Below are 15,745 nucleotides of genomic sequence, written 5' to 3'. Positions count from 1 at the left end.
GCGACCAATACTTGTTGAGGAAACTTAAAATATGGTCGCTTTTTTATTATTGAGAACTTATTGTCCCATCATTTCTTGAAGTTTTTCTTGCATTAACTCTTGGTCTTGTAAAGTTTCCCAGCCAAAAGTGCTAACTAACCACAAAACAAAAAGTAAGTATAGTGCACTTAATACAATTCCTATAATTCCTAAAATTTTACCCGTTTTTACATTCTGATATCCAGTGTAAGCTTCAGGGTTTTCTGCATAAACTTTAGTAGCTTTGTTTGCTAATACAAGTGCTACAATACCAAGTATTAACCCTATTATCCCATAGCAGCAGCATGTTACTATTGATAAGATTCCAAATACTAAAATAATCGTTGCATTAGGTAATTTTTGTTGTTCCATGTTTTTTTTATTTGATTAGAAAAGTTTTTATTATAAAATTTCCAATGATAATTATAGCATTAAGAATAGCCAAAATAATAATAATTTTATTAGCGTACTTAAAACTTTTAAATGAATTTATAGCAATAACACCAAAAAGTAGTATTAATGTATATATTGCTGGGTACATATAAAAAGCCTCAACAAAATCCCCATAGAAAATGAGTGAAATTGAACGTTGCATACCACAACCCATACAGTCAATACCAAAAAGCTTTTTGTTCAAGCAGGGTACCATGTATTCTTCAAAAGTTGATTGCATATTAGAGATTAAATCTTGTTAAATTTATGCAAAAATTTGTAATTACTAACTTTTAAAAAATTAAACATAATCTAATTTTTGTTAGAAACAATTACTTTTTTAGTAAGCACTTGGTTGTTAGATAAACTAATTCTAGCAATATAAACACCATTGCTTAAAGGTTTTGTGGAATAAGCATACGTGTTTTTATTTCCTGAGATATTTTCATTTAAAACCTGTTTTCCAGAAACATCAAATAAGTTAAATGATTTTATATCTAAAGCATTTGGGTTTAGAATTTTTAACTGAGAAATAGTATTGTTTTGAATAACATCAAAATTATCAAACGTATTATCAATTACATTAAGAGTTTTGTTGCTAAATGTAATTTCGAAACGGTTGTTATAAGTTCCAGTCTCTAAAGTTATGTTGAATGTACCGTTTTTTACATCAGTATATGTGTTGTTAGTATTATCATAAACATAAATATTAACATCTGAAGGTGTATCTTTTGCTGCGTAAACTCTAACACTAAAAAGCATATTGTCATACTCTGCCTTTAATCCAAAAGGAATTCTTGTTGCTTCGTCGTAATTTATAGATTTAATCGATAATTCTTTGTTTTCAGAAAGCAAATAGGCATCAGAATTTAAAGCATGAATATTAATACCATCAAAAAAGCGGTTTAAAGTATTGTTATTTGGAGTAGAACTTCTAAAAGCAATAACATTTTCTTTATAATATGTGTCATTTATTCTTGTATGTATTTTAATTTCAGGAATAATGGTTGGATTTTCTAAAATTGATTTATAATCGACACCATTATGAGACATCGGTTTAACTTCTTTTTTTGAGTCTTTCTTGCTTTTCCCATTTTTTGCAAAAACTGAACCGTCTCCTGTTAGACTTGAATCTTCTGGTAAATATAGACGCATACTATTTGTAAATACAAAATTTCCGCCAGACCCTTTACTGCTAACCACAAAGCCTTGTCCTACAGCAGCATATCGTCTAGAATTATTTCCAGAATAACTTGTGGTGTTACCGCCTCCTGGAGTTGGCAAGTTTGAACTTCCATCACCAGCATAACTAACAAATGCTGCTGTAGCATAAGAACCATTATCATTTAAATCACTTAAGTCCCCAGGGGTATAAATACTATAACCGCCTTCGTAATTAGTCAAAACGTGTGAATTTTTAGGTTTTTGTTCCCAAAAATAAATCTCTGCTTCAATATTTGTTGGGTTGGTTGAGGTTCCACCATCTGCAGTATTGGTGTTTTCTATAATAAATTTTTTCAAGTCTAGAGCAGAAGGGTAAGGATTTCCTGTTAAGGTTTCTGCCCTATCGGGTATACCTACTATGGGCTCATCATCGCTACCGTCAAAAGTACAGCTAACGGTAATAGTACCATTATTAGGTCTGCCTCTAAAATCTAAAACATTATTGGTGTTAGGGCTTCCTTTTAAAGTAAATCCTAAACCTGGTGCAACAGGGTTATTTTCTGATACATAATTCCAGTCAAAATAACCTTCGCCATTTACCAACGTATAAATCCAAAAGTTTGAAAGCTCAGTTGCTGTTCCGTTTTGTGATGATGTAAAAGAGTAAGCTGTAGAGGCTACGTTTGCTAAATCAGTATGATCTGTTGGGTCGTGTATACTATTATCACCTTGAAAAGACACATTGCCTTGTGCTATACCATCTATACTTATTCCTACTGGCGAACACCAATAGTTATATTCGTAAATACCTGTGGTTTGATTTTGATAAATGGATAACTCTCCAGCATCAGAGTTTTTGGTGTCTGTATTTTGTAAAAGTTGTCCGTCTCCTCTAAGATAAATGTTAGAAGTTGGAGTTTCAAGCCTAATGTCATCATTTACAAACAATGCTACATCTCTTGTATACAAATAGCTATCATTTGCAACATATAAGTCCTGACTAAAAGATAAACCAGTTATTAAAACAAATAATAAAGTAAAATTACGTAGCATAATTAATTGGACTTAGTTAACTACAAATGTAGATTTTTTATACAAATTGTGCAAATAATCTATTAAAATATACTTTTTAACGATTGTTGGTTTAGATAATACCATCAATAATTGTTTAACAATAAGTAATTTTAGCTTAAATTGGCGGTGTTAATTCAAGGGTTTTCTAATGACATATTTTAATTACATATTAATTATTTTAGGTGCTATTGTTGCATTATATTCAAAGGCGGGTGAGCAACAAAATCAGTATATTTTAATTGGGGGTTTAGTAGTGTTAATGATTGGTGTATATAGGGTTTCTAGAACTATTCCGAGCAGGAAAGTTGATGATAACAACACCCCGAATAAGCTTAATAATGATGAACAATAATTTTAAAATAAACGATTATGTTTTGGTTATAGATGAAAATTTATCTGGCACAATAAAAAAAATTGATAACAGTTTAATTTCTATTGAAACTGAAGATGGTTTTTTACTTGATTTTAAAGCTAAAGAGTTGATTAAAATTAATGCCGACAAAGCAATACAATCAGATTTGTTTACAAGCGATAGCATAAAATCTGCGATTTACGAAAAAGAGCAATACATAAAGAAGCCTGTAAAAAAAGCAAAGCCAAAAGCGCGTTATGAGCCTACTTTAGAAATTGATTTACATATAAATCAATTAGTAAAATCTTCAAAAAATATGAGTAATCATGACATGTTAACATTACAATTAGATACAGCTAGACGACAATTAGAGTTTGCTATAAAAAAGCGTATTCAAAAGATTGTGTTTATTCATGGTGTTGGCGAAGGTGTTTTAAAAATGGAATTAGATTACCTTTTTGGTCGCTATAATAACATGAAATTCTACGATGCTAATTACCAAAAATATGGTTTAGGAGCTACCGAAGTTTATATTTATCAAAACGTTGCAACTTAATTAAATTCTGGAGTAACCGTTCTAGTATCTGATGTGCCACCTGACAATTCACCAAAATCATATTCGTCTTGCAATAAAATATCTATGCTTATTCCTGTTACTGTTAAAGTAACTACATAGGTTTGGTATATGGTATGTGCTCTGTAAGCTGTTGCTGCAACTGAAGTTAACACATCTTTATTTAAATAATCTGGACCAACATCACTGTTTGTAATATCGTTTGTTGGGTTTTGGTCTTGCGAATCGCTTTCTTCATCTCTAGTTTTTACGCCATCGCCATCATCATCATCATCTAAATAATTAGGTATACCATCATTATCAGTATCATCGTTTGTAGGATCACCGTCATCATTTAAATCTTCATCTATGGTTAAAATATTATCACCATCATCATCTATATCAATATAATTCCATAGTCCATCACCATCAGTGTCATCATTTTCTAAATTACCATCTCCATTAACATCTTCCAATGCTAATGGAACCTCATCATTATCATCTTCAATTAAAATTGTGTTGATATTGGCTTTGCAATTACTAGAATAATCACTAATAATATTAACCTCGGAGGAAGGAATGTCGTTGCAAAACAAATTCCCTCCAGAAATTGAAGTATTGCTGTAAGATCTATAATTAAATGTTCCAGATTTTGTAGTACTGAATGTTTTGTCGTCTCCAACTTCAAAAACATCATCTAGATTGAATGAGTTAATAATGACAGAAACCGATTCAGAAGGGTCGTTTTTAGTTTTATAAAAAACCAAACCAGTAACACCTTGGCAATTACTAAAATCGTTACCAAAATCTAATTTTACTTCAATAATATCACCATCGCTACAAGAAAAAAAACAAGTGATGCTAAGAGTTAATACGACAAAAAATAATTTACGCATGTGTTTGGGTTTTAAGACAAAAATATAGAATTGTTATTTATAACGTATCATATTGATAATAATTTTATTTCAATTATTTTTGATGCTTAAAGCACATAGAATTATTTTTTGCTTTATAATATGAATAAGTAGATGAAACATATATATTTTGATAATGCTGCAACCACGCAAATTCGTGATGAGGTTATTGATAAAATAACTGAAGTGATGAAGAATAACTATGGAAATGCTTCATCTTCACATAGCTTTGGCAGATCATCTAAAGCATTAATTGAAAAATCAAGAAAAACAATAGCAGGTTATTTGAATGTGTCAGCTGGCGAAATTGTGTTTACTTCTGGTGGAACTGAAGCCGATAATTTAGTACTACAAAGTGCTGTAAGAGATTTAAAAGTAACACATATTATTACATCGAAAATTGAACATCATGCTGTTTTACATACTATTGAACAACTTAAAAATGAATATAATCTTGAGGTTAGTTATGTAAATATTGATAAAAAAGGACTTATTGATTACTATCATTTAGAGGAACTACTTGATACTAAAACATACACACTAGTAAGTTTAATGCACATTAATAACGAAATAGGTAATATTTTAGATATAAAAAAAGTAGCAGATTTATGCAAAGCCAATAATGCGTTATTTCATAGCGACACCGTACAATCTGTTGGACATTACAAATTAGATTTGCAAGATGTCCAAGTAGACTTTCTAGCTGCTGCTGCACATAAATTTCATGGACCAAAAGGTGTTGGATTTGTTTTTATTAGGAAAAACTCTGGTTTAAAGCCTTTAATTTTAGGTGGCGAACAAGAACGCGGGTTTAGAGCAGGCACCGAAAGTGTGCACAATATAGTTGGTATTGAAACGGCTATAAAAATTGCTTATGATAACTTAGAAAAAGAGAGCGAATATGTAAAATCTTTAAAAGCATATTTTATAGAAAAGCTAAAATTAAAGATACCAACAGCTAAGTTTAATGGGTTTTCTGGTAATATGGAAAAAGGAACTTACACCATGGTAAATGTATGCTTACCAGTAAGTCCAGAAAAATCGGGTATGTTATTGTTTCAGTTAGATTTAAAAGGTATTGCTTGCTCAAAAGGAAGTGCTTGCCAAAGTGGCAGCAACCAAAACTCACATGTGTTAGCCAAAATACTAAACGACGAAGAGCTGCAAAAACCTTCTATTCGCTTTTCATTTAGCATATACAATACCAGACAAGAGATTGATTATGTGATTGATGTTTTAAAAGCACTTATCTAGTTAATAGCCAAATTAATCAATTGTAACCTGACTTTGCCACCAGTCAGCATTAGGTTTAAAATCTTTAGATAATATTTTAACACGTTCTTTTTCTAAATTAGGCAGCAAGGTATTTTTCAAGTAATCCTTACGCTTATCTGCCAATGCCTCATCATATTCTAAATCTTTAGCTGGTGTTTTAGCATTAACCGATTTGAGCCAGGTATTAAGTTTATTATAGAGTTTCTTAGTGATTTCTATATTTGAATCGGCAATATCGGTTTGTTCTTTTGGGTCTTCTTGTAAATTATACAACTCATTTCTATCGTCTTCCCAATAATGAATGAGTTTCCAATGATCATCCCTTATAATGGATGAAGGCTCTCCGCCTTGGTTTCCGTAATGCGGGTAATGCCAATATAAAGATCTTTTGGTGGTTATTGTTTTGCCTTCCAAAAGCGGTTTCAGACTCAACCCGTCAATATGTTGTTCGGGTAGAGGTTTAATGTTAGCCAAATCTAATATAGTCGGATAGAAGTCGGTTCCAATTACTGGGTAATCGTTTGTTGCTCCATTCGATTGTAGCCAAGGCACTTTTATGATAAAGGGTTCTCGTATACCACCTTCCCATTGATATCCTTTGCCGCCTCGTAAAGGTAAATTAGAGGTAGAAAAGTTATCACCAGAAGCTACTCCGCCATTGTCTGAAGTAAATATTACAATAGTGTTTTTGTCTAGCTTTAATTCTTCTAGTGTATTTAAAACATGACCAACAGCATCATCCATAGCTTCAATCAAACCAGCATAAATAGGATTGTCTTGTGCTTGCCTTATAGGAAGAGCGCGTTCCATTATGTACCCCGTATCTTTAATACCCAGTTGTTCTGCTTTGTTTCTGTATTTTTCCCATTTAGTTTTAGTTGTTTGTATTGGGCTATGAACAGCATAGAATGAAAGAAAGGCAAAAAATGAAGTGTCCTTGTTTTTTTTTATAAATTCCGATGTTTCTTTGGCAAGTCGTATGGATAGATTTTCACCTTTTTCTTTATTTTCCAAATTTGGATTTTTCCAAGGGGAGAAGTAACCACCAATGGGGCTTCCTTTTTCCCAACCTCCAATGTTAATGTCAAAACCATGATCTTCTGGATAAGAGCCTTTTTCCCCCAAATGCCATTTTCCTGCAAAAAAAGTTTTATAACCAGCCATTTTCATAGCCTCGGCTATGGTTATATCTTGTTTGGGTAAAACATGTTCATAATTGGCTGGCAGTAATTTATTATGTCTATTGTGTTTGCGCCATAATTCTCCATGAGCAGCACCAATCCAATCTGTTATTCCATGTCTAGCTGTAAATTTCCCTGTCATAATACTGGCTCTAGATGGACTGCAAACACGACTAGCCGCATATCCTTGAGTAAAAGCCATACCTTCATTGGCAATTTTATCGATGTTTGGAGTTTCGTAAAAATTACTACCAGTGAAGCTTAAATCTTTATATCCAAGATCGTCAACTAAAATAAAAAGAATATTAGGGTCTTTTGCGACCCATTGTTTTGTTTGTTTGTTATCACATGAGATAACTATAAAAATAATAGCAGCAACACAAAGAGAGGATATTTTAGATTTCATCTATTTAAATTATACTTTTTATCTGTAATTCACCTATACCATATTTCGTTTGGTATTAACTTTTTGTTATGGCTCATTATATATATTTAATATTTTACTCATTCAAAAATAAAGTTTATTAAATAAAAGTGGAGATAAAACTAAATTTTTTGAACATAGTTTTATCTCCACTTTTATTTGGCAAAAACGTTTAACGTTATTCTTTTATAAATTTTATTGTGCCTCCATTTTCACGTTTTAAGAAATATAAGCCATTAACGTAGCTTTGTACATCAATTTCTCCATCTACATTAATAGTTCCGTTTGAAATTTCTTTTCCAATAATATTATAAATCACATATTTTTCTGCTTTGGTTATATTTTTAAATTGAATATAATCGATTGTTGGGTTAGGAAACAACTTTACCTGCGAATCTTTAAATTCCAATTCTGGGGAACTTAATGTGAAATCTGATGAAATATTATCTAAAACAAACCAGTCAAGTCCTCCTGCAAAATCGGAAGTTACCCTAATATTTGTAACCCCTGTCCAGTTTAAAGTAACTGTTGTGCCTGCATCTGGCATAACTTGGTTAACAACAGAATTAGTACCGCCAGTAGGAGTAAAAGTCCATGTGGCACTATCTGCAAAGGAATCTCCATCATAAGCTATTAGGCTACTAATGTTTATTGCTTGAGAAAAAGCAATGTTAACCCAACTATCTGTATTGCTATCGTCTGCTGCGACAGAACGACCTGTTGTGTTTCCTAGTCCACCACTAGCATAAAACGGATTGTTTGACGACACAGTAAACGTTGCTGTTATACCATTAACGGTTTGAGTAATTGATGTTCCATTATCTGTTGTGCCATTGGTTGATTCCCAATCAAAAAGGGTTTGAGCTCCAATATTATATAAAAATAATATAGACAATAAACTAAAAATGTAAATTTGTTTCATAAGAATTTGGTTTTAGGTGTTAAATTTTTATTGTTTTATTTTAAATTTTTAATTACAAAAAGGTATATACCAGTATTTAATTTAGTAAGTCAATGCATTTACTATAGGCTTCAATATTTTTTTAAATATGTAATTCGTTATACATTGTTTATCTAAAACCAAATGTAAGTTTTTTTTTTAAAAAAACAAAGTAATAACACGCTTTATCGCTTAAAAAGCTGTTTTTATCGATTTTTATCAATATATTTGCGTTGTTAAAAATATTTTATACCAGTACTAATAAAAAATTCTTTCTCTCATGAAATTTTCTAAATCTATTATTACATTTTTTTCTTTTTTCACAATTATAGTAAGCGGACAAGTAGGTGTTAATACAACAACTCCAGATCCGTCTTCTGTTTTAGATATTACATCCACTACTCAAGGTGTTTTAACTCCGCGGATGACCACAATACAGCGGATTGCTATTTCTAACCCAGCGGAAGGTCTGTTGGTTTTTGATACCGATGAAGATGTATTTTATTTTTTTGATGGAGGAAGTTGGGTACCACTTGAAGGTGCAATTAGTAGGACTAATTATAAATTAGTAAAAAGTGAAGCAGATTTGCCTACGCCAAGTGGAGGTGTTATTACACTCGATGAAGATACGTTTTATGAAATTAATGGAATGATAACTTTGAGCAATTCAATAGATATTAATGGGGCTTATATTGCGGGCTTAGATACAAATGAAGATATTTTACTTAGAGTTGGTGGAACTATTTTTTCTGGTAGTAATGGAGGTAGCTTAAGAAACTTAACCTTAACAGCACCTGGAGGAAGTGTTTTTAATTTAAATAATACCAGTAACGACAAAATATTGGTTCTTCAGGATAATATTATTGCAAATTCAAATAGTGTTGGTTTAATTAAAGGATATGCTGTTGTATTTTCCAATGTTATACAATATTCTGGAAATACTTCGGGAATAGTTTATGAAGATATTGCCGATTTATTATTGAGTAATCAAGGGTGGTTTTCCAATAATGGAGGGGCTTACGAAACGTTTTCTGGAACTTTTGATTTGATAGAAAAGGTTAGTGGATTTTCTATAGTTAATATTGGTAATTATGGAATTGATGTAAGTTCAAATCCTGTGGTGGGAACAGGTGTTATATCGAGTTGCGTATTTTCAGGACCATCGAATAGTTATGTGAATAAATATACTGGGTTGCCTAATCCTAATTATAATTTTTCTAATGATTGGTTTATAAATTGCCCTGGGTTAGTACTTGAGTCTGATTGGGTAGCCACAGGAGATGTTAATTTAAGCGCTCCAGTAGGCTCTGGATTTACAACCACTTTTACAGGTACTGGAGATAGTAGTAGAAAAAAATTGGAAGGGACTACATCATCTAATCATTTATTTCGCTTTTCTGCTTCTGGAAATAACAAGATTATATATGAAGGGAATAAACTTAGAAATTTTTTGATTACTGCTAGTTTATCTTTTCAAGGAGATAATAATAATACAGTTTTTGTATTCTATATTGCTAAAAATGGTACGGTTTTAGAAGAAACTAGAGTGTTTAGAGAGGTAGGAGAAAATGATGATGTTGGTGCATTGGCTATAATTGGATCTATTGAAATGGCCCCTACAGACTTTATTGAATTATGGGCAGAGCGTTATAGTGGCGCAGGTAATTTAAGTACAGTATCGTTAAATTTGGTGGCAAGATAATAGGACAAGCTGTACTTTTTAATATGTTACTAATAAATTTTTTCTAACGCAAAAGAACTTGTTTTGCCAGCTTTATTTTTTATAATAATGTGCATGGTGTTGCTTGATTTAAAAGGTAAATCTTTAGTTAATAAATTACAAATATTCATTGTCGATAGATTCATGTTGTTATCTTTACTATAATACCAAATAAATTTTAAAACAAGCTAAATTTTTGTATCTTTCCCTTATGTGAAGACAAGCAACTATTATTATTAAAGAGTCTATAGAAGAACTTAAGGACTTACATAAAAAGGATGGATATACAACAAATTTTGATAGAAAAAAGTTAAGCTACATTTTGATAAAAGATATTATTAATTTGAGCATATTTTTCTAAAGGTGTCATATAGCCAATACCTAAAAGCGTTCTCACTATATAAACCTAAAGAAATTATAATCATAATTATAGATAATGCTGCATTCCATAGCTTATCAAAATACACATTACCAGACAATATTATACTCATTAGAGTACCACCATATTCTCCCGAATTGAATCCAAGTGAAAAAATATGGCTTTACATCAAACAACACTACAAAAACAACGTGTTCGTAACCCTTGATAACGTAAAACAATGGCTAAATGATTTTCTAAAGATTCACTTTTAAGTGGTTACATATCTAAACCGAATTTGAAACTTTTATCTGAAACTGTTCCTATTAAAATAAAAAGTCTTGGCAAAGGTAAAGTGATAGCTTTTACAGATAACACTAATTTTAGAGCTTTTTGGCATAGCACAAACAGGTTATTAATAAATGCTATTTTCTTTAGAAACAAACTATAATTTAACTGCTAAAAGCGAGATTATTAAAACTGCAATTAAATAGATTGCAGCTATTTGATAACTTAAAAACAAAGCCAACATAAACGTCAATATTAAAAGGTAAAACGGCACTAAAGTAATTGCAACAGCAAACCTAAATGTAGATCGAAACTCAACTTCATCTATTTTAGGCTTTATTACAAATTTCCATACTAGATATGGTAGTAGAATATTTAAAATTAGTAACCCTTTAAAAAATGATTTGATTCCTTTTAGTTTAGGTTTTTGATTAGTTTCACAGTTCTTAAAATTGTTTGCAATACAGTTATTTACATTTTTAGGATTCAAAAAATCGACTTGTAATGCATTTAGTTTTTCCAATGTTTCATCATAATTATCTAAAGGAATATGCGTAGTTAACTTAGAAATTTCTAATTGAATCTTAGCTTTTAATTTTACAATACTTTCGTTTTTATTTTCAGAAACAAAAGATTTAGCAAATATTGGCTCTCCAAAAATAATAGATGTGCTATCAGGAAATTTTTCAGCGTTTTCAAAATTTAATCCTACCGGTATTAATTGCAAATCAATTTCTGGATATTGTTCAAGCGTATCAAAAACAATTCTTGTAAACCCTTTACTTAAAGGCCTCACTATGCGTTTTAAATTATGGCTTCCTTCTGGAAAAATAACAATCGCTTCATTTTTATTTAAAAGCCCCGAACACGTCTCAAAAATGGCATTATTGTTTGTTAAGTTACTCCAACCATCACGAATTCTATAAACAGGAAGCAATTGCAAACTCATTAAAATCTTACTTACAAAAGTCTTTTTAAAAACTGCAGCTCGGGTTAAAAAATAAGAAAACCTACCACTTTTAGTTGCAATTAATAAGGCATCTAATAAAGCATTTTGATGATTACTCAACAATAAAACAGGTACGTTTTTAGGTACATTTTTAACACTATGTATTCTTATCTTCCTGAAATAAAAAAACATTCCAATACTTAAATACAATCTAACACTATATAACCAAATAAATTTCAATTTGTTAAACCTCTTTTTTATTAGACCAATATCCAGCTAACAATAAGCCAGAAACAATATGCCAAATACCCCAAAATGCCACTAAAATAGACATACCACCAACACCATCAAAAAATGTAAAAATAAGTAACAAGCCTAAACCCGAATTTTGAATTCCAGTCTCTATGGCTAATGTTTTTTGATTTTTAAATGAAAGTTTAAACATTCTTGCTACTAAAAATCCAATAATAATCGCTAATATATTATGACTAACCCCAATTAATAAAACATGGCTAATATATTTATTAAAAATCTCTATATTTTTAGTAAATGCTACAATAACAATAGCAATAAAAATAACAATAGATAATGGTTTTAAAAGTTTTGAAAGTTTAATAGCCAAAGTTTCATTCTTAAATCTTAGCAGCATTCCTAAAATTAATGGTATCCCAAGAATAAGAATAACGAGTTTTACCAACTCAAAGGGATCTAATTGAATCGTTTTTAAAATTTGTGCTGTTGGTTGATACAAGTTTCCGTAAAGCTGAAAATTAAACGGTGTCATAATCATTGCTAAAAAAGTAGCAAATGCGGTTAAACTTACTGATAATGCTGAGTTTCCTTTAGCTAAATGCGACATAAAATTTGATATATTCCCACCTGGACATGCAGCAACCATCATCATTCCTAAAGCAATACTCGGTTGTGGCTTTATAAGAATTACAAATAAAAACGTAACGAAGGGCAGTAAAACAAATTGTGACAATAAACCCAACAAAATAGGTTTTGGTTGCTTAATTAAAGTTTTAAAATCGTTTAACGAAATCCCCAATGCAACTCCAAACATAACCAGTCCGAGAGCAACATTTAGAACCCAAAGTGTATTGGTATCAAAATTTATTTGAACGTTATCTAGCTGCTGCATAAACTAAGAGACAGGTGTGCCGTTTTCAACTCTGTTCTCTGGATTTAAAAGCTTTACATCTTTACCATATACAGCACCTAAAACTAAACATTCGCTCATAAATTTGGCTATTTGCTTTTTAGGAAAATTTATAACAGCTATAATTTGCTTGTTTAATAAATCTTGCTTAGAATATAAAGTTGTTATTTGTGCCGAAGATTTTCTAATACCTAAACCTCCAAAATCTATAATAAGTTGGTAAGCTAAATGTTTTGCTTCGGGAAAATCGTTTACTTTAATTACTGTGCCTACTCGTAAATCTACTTTACTAAAATCTTCAAAAGATATTGTGTTGTTCATTTTTTAAAAATACAAATTTTGTCGAACTTTGAATAAACTAAAAAATTATGGCACGAACACCTTCAAATATGATTCCTTTAGGAACAATAGCACCAGATTTTAATTTATTTGATACGGTTTCAAAACAGGTTTTATCGCTTCAAAATTTAAAAGGAAAGAATGCCACTGTAATTATGTTTATATGTAATCATTGTCCTTTTGTAATTCATGTAAACCTAGAAATTGTCTCAATAGCTAATGCTTATGCGGATAAAGGTGTATCGTTTATAGGCATCTCTAGTAACGATGTCTTTAATTATCCGCAGGATTCACCCGAAAAAATGGCCATGCATGCTATGGAACAAAACTATCCATTTCCGTATTTATATGATGAAACTCAAGATGTGGCAAAAGCTTATGATGCAGCATGTACACCTGATATTTATGTTTTTGATGCCGAATTAAAATTAAATTACAGAGGACAAATTGACGATTCTAGACCAGGAAACGGATTGCCTGTTACTGGAAAAGATTTAAGACATGCTTTAAATTGTTTACTTGAAAATAAAGAAAATATCCTGTTACAAAAACCAAGTATTGGATGCAATATCAAGTGGAAAAACTAAGTTAGTTTTAATTGCCAAATACCAACATCTAACCATTTACCAAACTTTAACCCTACTTCTTTCAAGTTAGCAACTTGTTTAAAACCAAACCTTTCATGAAGTTTTATACTGGCATCATTGGGTATAGTAAGCACACCTAAAACCGTATGGAAATTTTCCTTTTTTAAAAGCTTTAACAGTTCAGCATATAATTGAGTCCCTATCTGTCTACCATGGGTATCATATTTAACATAGACAGTCGATTCCACCACATAATCGTAAGCAGGTTTAGGTCTAAATCGACTACCATAGGCGTAACCTAAAATGGTATTGTTTTCTTCAAACACTATAAAAGGGTAGTCTTTTTTTAAAACATTTAATTTCTTTATAAAGGTTTTTAAAGTTATAGGCTCTATATCAAAAGTGACAGCAGTATTAATAACATAATAATTATAAATATTCAACAAGGATTGAGCGTCTTCAATATGTACAGGTCTTATCATTTAAATCCAACCATTTTGTTTTAATGCGTTTTCAATATGTGCATAATGGTGGTTACAATGCCATACATAAATACCAACGTTTAGGTTTAGTAAAACTTCACTATTGCTTTCAGGGTGTATAAAGCTTCTGCCCCATTGTGCTTCACTAAGTCCTTTTAACAAATACACCAATTTATAGTGTACAGCCTTTAAATGTTCCAACGACATTGCAATAGGTGCTGTTTTGGTATCATGAAGCTCTGCCCAAAGCCCTTCTTGGTAAGGTTTAATAACAGGTTTATCTTCGGTTAAAGCCCATTTAAACCGAATATAGCTGTGGTGATGGCTATCTGAAATATGATGCACCACTTGACGAATAGTCCAACCATCTGGCCTATAAGGTGTGTCTAATTGTTTTTTGGTTAAAAACTTAACCAATGCCTCTAATCGTAAAGGAAAGCGTTCTAAAGTTTCTATCCATTGATTTAAAAGCTGAGAAGTAATATGTTCTGGAGCTTTAAATTCTCCAATGGGATATCTAAGCTGTTGTAGTTCTTTATATGTCATAAGAACAAATATATAAAATTGCTATGCAACTTCTGGAATTCCTTTTTTAATACAACTAATAGCTACGTAAATAGAATTGATTTTTTTATTTTTTTAGTAAAAAAACAGGTTTTAAATTAGCTAGTTTATTTTACTTCTTTTTGTTTTGTCAAGTATATGAGATTTTATTTTAACGCTATTCTGACTTAAAAGAAGCTTACCTATTAACACTGGAACTTGGGGTTATTCATAAAAAAACCAAAAACAAATCGGTAGCCCAAACCAAACTAGCCCAGTGGTACAACAAAATTGAAAGCTACAGCTTTAGCAAAACCTTTGGCATTGTGTCTAAGTCTATACAGCATCATTATAAAAACATCCTAAACTTTTTTGACTACAGAAGTACCAATACCTAGGCGGAATCCTTCAATGTAAATATTAAAGCCTTTAGAAATCAATTTAGAGGCGTGAGCTCTGTAGCATTCTTCCTCTTTAGACTATCAAAAATTTATGCATAATTCTTAATCCCTCAACTTTTTTTGTTTAATCTGCTATGCTTTATTTTCTTCTTCATATAAAGAAAAAAATCATCATTTAATCCTGCTTAATATTATAGAATAAAATAGAAACTTAAACAAAAAAACCCCTCACTAAAATAGTGAAGGGTTTCCAAAAAAGGCAACGACCTACTCTCCCACAAATGCAGTACCATCGGCGCTAATGGGCTTAACTTCTCTGTTCGGAATGGTAAGAGGTGAGCCCCATCGCTATAACCACCTTAAGTTATAGCTGCTTGCTATTGGCATATTTTGCCTTTAGCATTCAGCGTTTATCAATTTAGATAAACAAATATCTTAACATATTGAAAATAAGAAACATAGTTTGTAATAATTATTGAACTTATAAAAAAACAGGCGTACAATAAGCCTATGGGTTATTAGTACTACTCGGCTATGACATTACTGCCTTTACACCTGTAGCCTATCAACGTGGTAATCTCCCACGACC

General features: G+C 31.2%; 18 protein-coding genes, 2 rRNA genes and 1 pseudogene (1 of these 21 only partly in view). 7 read left to right on the top strand and 14 right to left on the bottom strand.

The window, feature by feature from the left end; translation table 11 throughout:
• Positions 1–57 precede the first annotated feature (57 nt).
• The 3 genes from L3X37_RS13215 to L3X37_RS13205 all read right to left on the bottom strand — a co-directional run bounded on the left by L3X37_RS13215 (position 58) and on the right by L3X37_RS13205 (position 2,667).
• The gene (locus L3X37_RS13215) at positions 58–390 is read right to left on the bottom strand and encodes a CCC motif membrane protein (RefSeq protein WP_237240639.1); all 333 of its coding nucleotides are present in this window, start codon (positions 388–390) and stop codon (positions 58–60) included.
• Positions 391–397: 7 nt separating this feature from the next.
• Positions 398–691, bottom strand: coding sequence for a DUF2752 domain-containing protein (locus L3X37_RS13210; protein WP_237240638.1), 294 nt, complete (start codon positions 689–691; stop codon positions 398–400).
• Between the two features lie 71 nt (positions 692–762).
• Positions 763–2,667 (bottom strand): T9SS type A sorting domain-containing protein, encoded by a 1,905-nt coding sequence (locus L3X37_RS13205; protein ID WP_237240637.1) that lies wholly within the window; start codon positions 2,665–2,667, stop codon positions 763–765.
• A gap of 169 nt (positions 2,668–2,836) precedes the next feature.
• On the opposite strand from L3X37_RS13205, the gene L3X37_RS13200 reads away from it, so the two are divergent.
• Positions 2,837–3,040 (top strand): hypothetical protein, encoded by a 204-nt coding sequence (locus L3X37_RS13200; protein WP_237240636.1) that lies wholly within the window; start codon positions 2,837–2,839, stop codon positions 3,038–3,040.
• Positions 3,027–3,596 (top strand): DUF8465 domain-containing protein, encoded by a 570-nt coding sequence (locus tag L3X37_RS13195; protein WP_237240635.1) that lies wholly within the window; start codon positions 3,027–3,029, stop codon positions 3,594–3,596. Before L3X37_RS13200 ends, L3X37_RS13195 begins: the two co-directional genes overlap by 14 nt.
• Here L3X37_RS13195 and L3X37_RS13190 read toward each other — a convergent pair.
• A complete protein-coding gene (locus tag L3X37_RS13190) occupies positions 3,593–4,489 on the bottom strand; it encodes a hypothetical protein (RefSeq protein WP_237240634.1) in 897 nt (298 codons plus the stop codon). The two genes, L3X37_RS13195 and L3X37_RS13190, sit on opposite strands and share 4 nt — an antisense overlap.
• A 132-nt stretch (positions 4,490–4,621) precedes the next feature.
• On the opposite strand from L3X37_RS13190, the gene L3X37_RS13185 reads away from it, so the two are divergent.
• Complete coding sequence (locus tag L3X37_RS13185; RefSeq protein ID WP_237240633.1) at positions 4,622–5,761, top strand: cysteine desulfurase family protein; 1,140 nt, start codon at positions 4,622–4,624, stop codon at positions 5,759–5,761.
• A 12-nt stretch (positions 5,762–5,773) separates the two neighbouring features.
• Here the strand turns inward: L3X37_RS13185 and L3X37_RS13180 are convergent, their stop codons facing one another.
• The gene (locus L3X37_RS13180) at positions 5,774–7,369 is read right to left on the bottom strand and encodes a sulfatase (protein ID WP_237240632.1); all 1,596 of its coding nucleotides are present in this window, start codon (positions 7,367–7,369) and stop codon (positions 5,774–5,776) included.
• Positions 7,370–7,565: 196 nt separating this feature from the next.
• Positions 7,566–8,309, bottom strand: coding sequence for a T9SS type A sorting domain-containing protein (locus L3X37_RS13175; protein ID WP_237240631.1), 744 nt, complete (start codon positions 8,307–8,309; stop codon positions 7,566–7,568).
• 298 nt (positions 8,310–8,607) lie between these two features.
• Between L3X37_RS13175 and L3X37_RS13170 the strand changes: the two genes are divergently transcribed.
• Complete coding sequence (locus L3X37_RS13170; RefSeq protein WP_237240630.1) at positions 8,608–10,029, top strand: phage tail-like protein; 1,422 nt, start codon at positions 8,608–8,610, stop codon at positions 10,027–10,029.
• Between the two features lie 356 nt (positions 10,030–10,385).
• On the opposite strand, the gene L3X37_RS13165 is transcribed toward L3X37_RS13170, so the two are convergent.
• Positions 10,386–10,538 (bottom strand): hypothetical protein, encoded by a 153-nt coding sequence (locus L3X37_RS13165; RefSeq protein WP_237240680.1) that lies wholly within the window; start codon positions 10,536–10,538, stop codon positions 10,386–10,388.
• Between L3X37_RS13165 and L3X37_RS13160 the strand changes: the two genes are divergently transcribed.
• On the top strand, positions 10,465–10,680 hold the full coding sequence (locus L3X37_RS13160) for a transposase (RefSeq protein WP_237240678.1): 216 nt from the start codon (positions 10,465–10,467) through the stop codon (positions 10,678–10,680). The genes L3X37_RS13165 and L3X37_RS13160 overlap by 74 nt on opposite strands.
• 170 nt (positions 10,681–10,850) lie before the next feature.
• Here L3X37_RS13160 and L3X37_RS13150 read toward each other — a convergent pair whose 3' ends face one another.
• The 3 genes from L3X37_RS13150 to L3X37_RS13140 are packed head-to-tail and all read right to left on the bottom strand — an operon-like array spanning position 10,851 to position 13,125.
• Positions 10,851–11,882, bottom strand: coding sequence for a 1-acyl-sn-glycerol-3-phosphate acyltransferase (locus tag L3X37_RS13150; RefSeq protein WP_237240629.1), 1,032 nt, complete (start codon positions 11,880–11,882; stop codon positions 10,851–10,853).
• A 4-nt stretch (positions 11,883–11,886) separates the two neighbouring features.
• Positions 11,887–12,786, bottom strand: a complete 900-nt coding sequence (locus L3X37_RS13145) for a bile acid:sodium symporter family protein (protein ID WP_237240628.1) — start codon at positions 12,784–12,786, stop codon at positions 11,887–11,889.
• 3 nt (positions 12,787–12,789) lie between these two features.
• Positions 12,790–13,125: a tRNA-binding protein gene (locus L3X37_RS13140; protein WP_237240627.1), complete on the bottom strand. Its 336-nt coding sequence runs from the start codon at positions 13,123–13,125 to the stop codon at positions 12,790–12,792.
• 47 nt (positions 13,126–13,172) lie between these two features.
• Here L3X37_RS13140 and L3X37_RS13135 point away from each other — a divergent pair, with 47 nt between their 5' ends.
• Complete coding sequence (locus tag L3X37_RS13135; RefSeq protein ID WP_237240626.1) at positions 13,173–13,730, top strand: thioredoxin family protein; 558 nt, start codon at positions 13,173–13,175, stop codon at positions 13,728–13,730.
• Here the strand turns inward: L3X37_RS13135 and L3X37_RS13130 are convergent.
• Together L3X37_RS13130 and L3X37_RS13125 are read right to left on the bottom strand one after the other, a co-directional pair.
• A complete protein-coding gene (locus tag L3X37_RS13130) occupies positions 13,727–14,212 on the bottom strand; it encodes a GNAT family N-acetyltransferase (protein ID WP_237240625.1) in 486 nt (161 codons plus the stop codon). The genes L3X37_RS13135 and L3X37_RS13130 overlap by 4 nt on opposite strands.
• Positions 14,213–14,758 carry a YfiT family bacillithiol transferase gene (locus L3X37_RS13125; protein ID WP_237240624.1) on the bottom strand — a complete coding sequence of 182 codons (546 nt, stop codon included), beginning with the start codon at positions 14,756–14,758 and terminating at the stop codon, positions 14,213–14,215.
• A gap of 188 nt (positions 14,759–14,946) precedes the next feature.
• On the opposite strand from L3X37_RS13125, the pseudogene L3X37_RS15475 reads away from it, so the two are divergent.
• A pseudogene (locus L3X37_RS15475) lies at positions 14,947–15,153 on the top strand (transposase); the annotation flags it as partial.
• Between the two features lie 257 nt (positions 15,154–15,410).
• On the opposite strand, the gene rrf reads toward L3X37_RS15475, so the two are convergent.
• Both rrf and L3X37_RS13115 read right to left on the bottom strand, forming a co-directional pair.
• Positions 15,411–15,518, bottom strand: a 5S ribosomal RNA gene (gene rrf / locus L3X37_RS13120).
• Between the two features lie 136 nt (positions 15,519–15,654).
• Positions 15,655–15,745: ribosomal RNA gene (locus L3X37_RS13115) — 23S ribosomal RNA — on the bottom strand; it runs 2,736 nt beyond the window's last position.

It is taken from the genome of Wocania arenilitoris (genome assembly GCF_021728535.1).
Lineage (GTDB): Bacteria > Bacteroidota > Bacteroidia > Flavobacteriales > Flavobacteriaceae > Wocania_A > Wocania_A arenilitoris.
This window is presented reverse-complemented; position numbering and strand designations above follow the sequence as displayed.

What these genes read in the sequence shown, in the direction of transcription:
- L3X37_RS13125 (WP_237240624.1), bottom strand. Translation starts at nt 14,758, where the DNA reads ATGACATATAAAGAACTACAACAGCTTAGATATCCCATTGGAGAATTT.
- L3X37_RS13210 (WP_237240638.1), bottom strand. Translation starts at nt 691, where the DNA reads ATGCAATCAACTTTTGAAGAATACATGGTACCCTGCTTGAACAAAAAG.
- L3X37_RS13200 (WP_237240636.1), top strand. Translation starts at nt 2,837, where the DNA reads ATGACATATTTTAATTACATATTAATTATTTTAGGTGCTATTGTTGCA.
- L3X37_RS13170 (WP_237240630.1), top strand. Translation starts at nt 8,608, where the DNA reads ATGAAATTTTCTAAATCTATTATTACATTTTTTTCTTTTTTCACAATT.
- L3X37_RS13215 (WP_237240639.1), bottom strand. Translation starts at nt 390, where the DNA reads ATGGAACAACAAAAATTACCTAATGCAACGATTATTTTAGTATTTGGA.
- L3X37_RS13145 (WP_237240628.1), bottom strand. Translation starts at nt 12,786, where the DNA reads ATGCAGCAGCTAGATAACGTTCAAATAAATTTTGATACCAATACACTT.
- L3X37_RS13195 (WP_237240635.1), top strand. Translation starts at nt 3,027, where the DNA reads ATGATGAACAATAATTTTAAAATAAACGATTATGTTTTGGTTATAGAT.
- L3X37_RS13180 (WP_237240632.1), bottom strand. Translation starts at nt 7,369, where the DNA reads ATGAAATCTAAAATATCCTCTCTTTGTGTTGCTGCTATTATTTTTATA.
- L3X37_RS13130 (WP_237240625.1), bottom strand. Translation starts at nt 14,212, where the DNA reads ATGATAAGACCTGTACATATTGAAGACGCTCAATCCTTGTTGAATATT.
- L3X37_RS13190 (WP_237240634.1), bottom strand. Translation starts at nt 4,489, where the DNA reads ATGCGTAAATTATTTTTTGTCGTATTAACTCTTAGCATCACTTGTTTT.
- L3X37_RS13205 (WP_237240637.1), bottom strand. Translation starts at nt 2,667, where the DNA reads ATGCTACGTAATTTTACTTTATTATTTGTTTTAATAACTGGTTTATCT.
- L3X37_RS13165 (WP_237240680.1), bottom strand. Translation starts at nt 10,538, where the DNA reads ATGAGTATAATATTGTCTGGTAATGTGTATTTTGATAAGCTATGGAAT.
- L3X37_RS13185 (WP_237240633.1), top strand. Translation starts at nt 4,622, where the DNA reads ATGAAACATATATATTTTGATAATGCTGCAACCACGCAAATTCGTGAT.
- L3X37_RS13140 (WP_237240627.1), bottom strand. Translation starts at nt 13,125, where the DNA reads ATGAACAACACAATATCTTTTGAAGATTTTAGTAAAGTAGATTTACGA.
- L3X37_RS13135 (WP_237240626.1), top strand. Translation starts at nt 13,173, where the DNA reads ATGGCACGAACACCTTCAAATATGATTCCTTTAGGAACAATAGCACCA.
- L3X37_RS13175 (WP_237240631.1), bottom strand. Translation starts at nt 8,309, where the DNA reads ATGAAACAAATTTACATTTTTAGTTTATTGTCTATATTATTTTTATAT.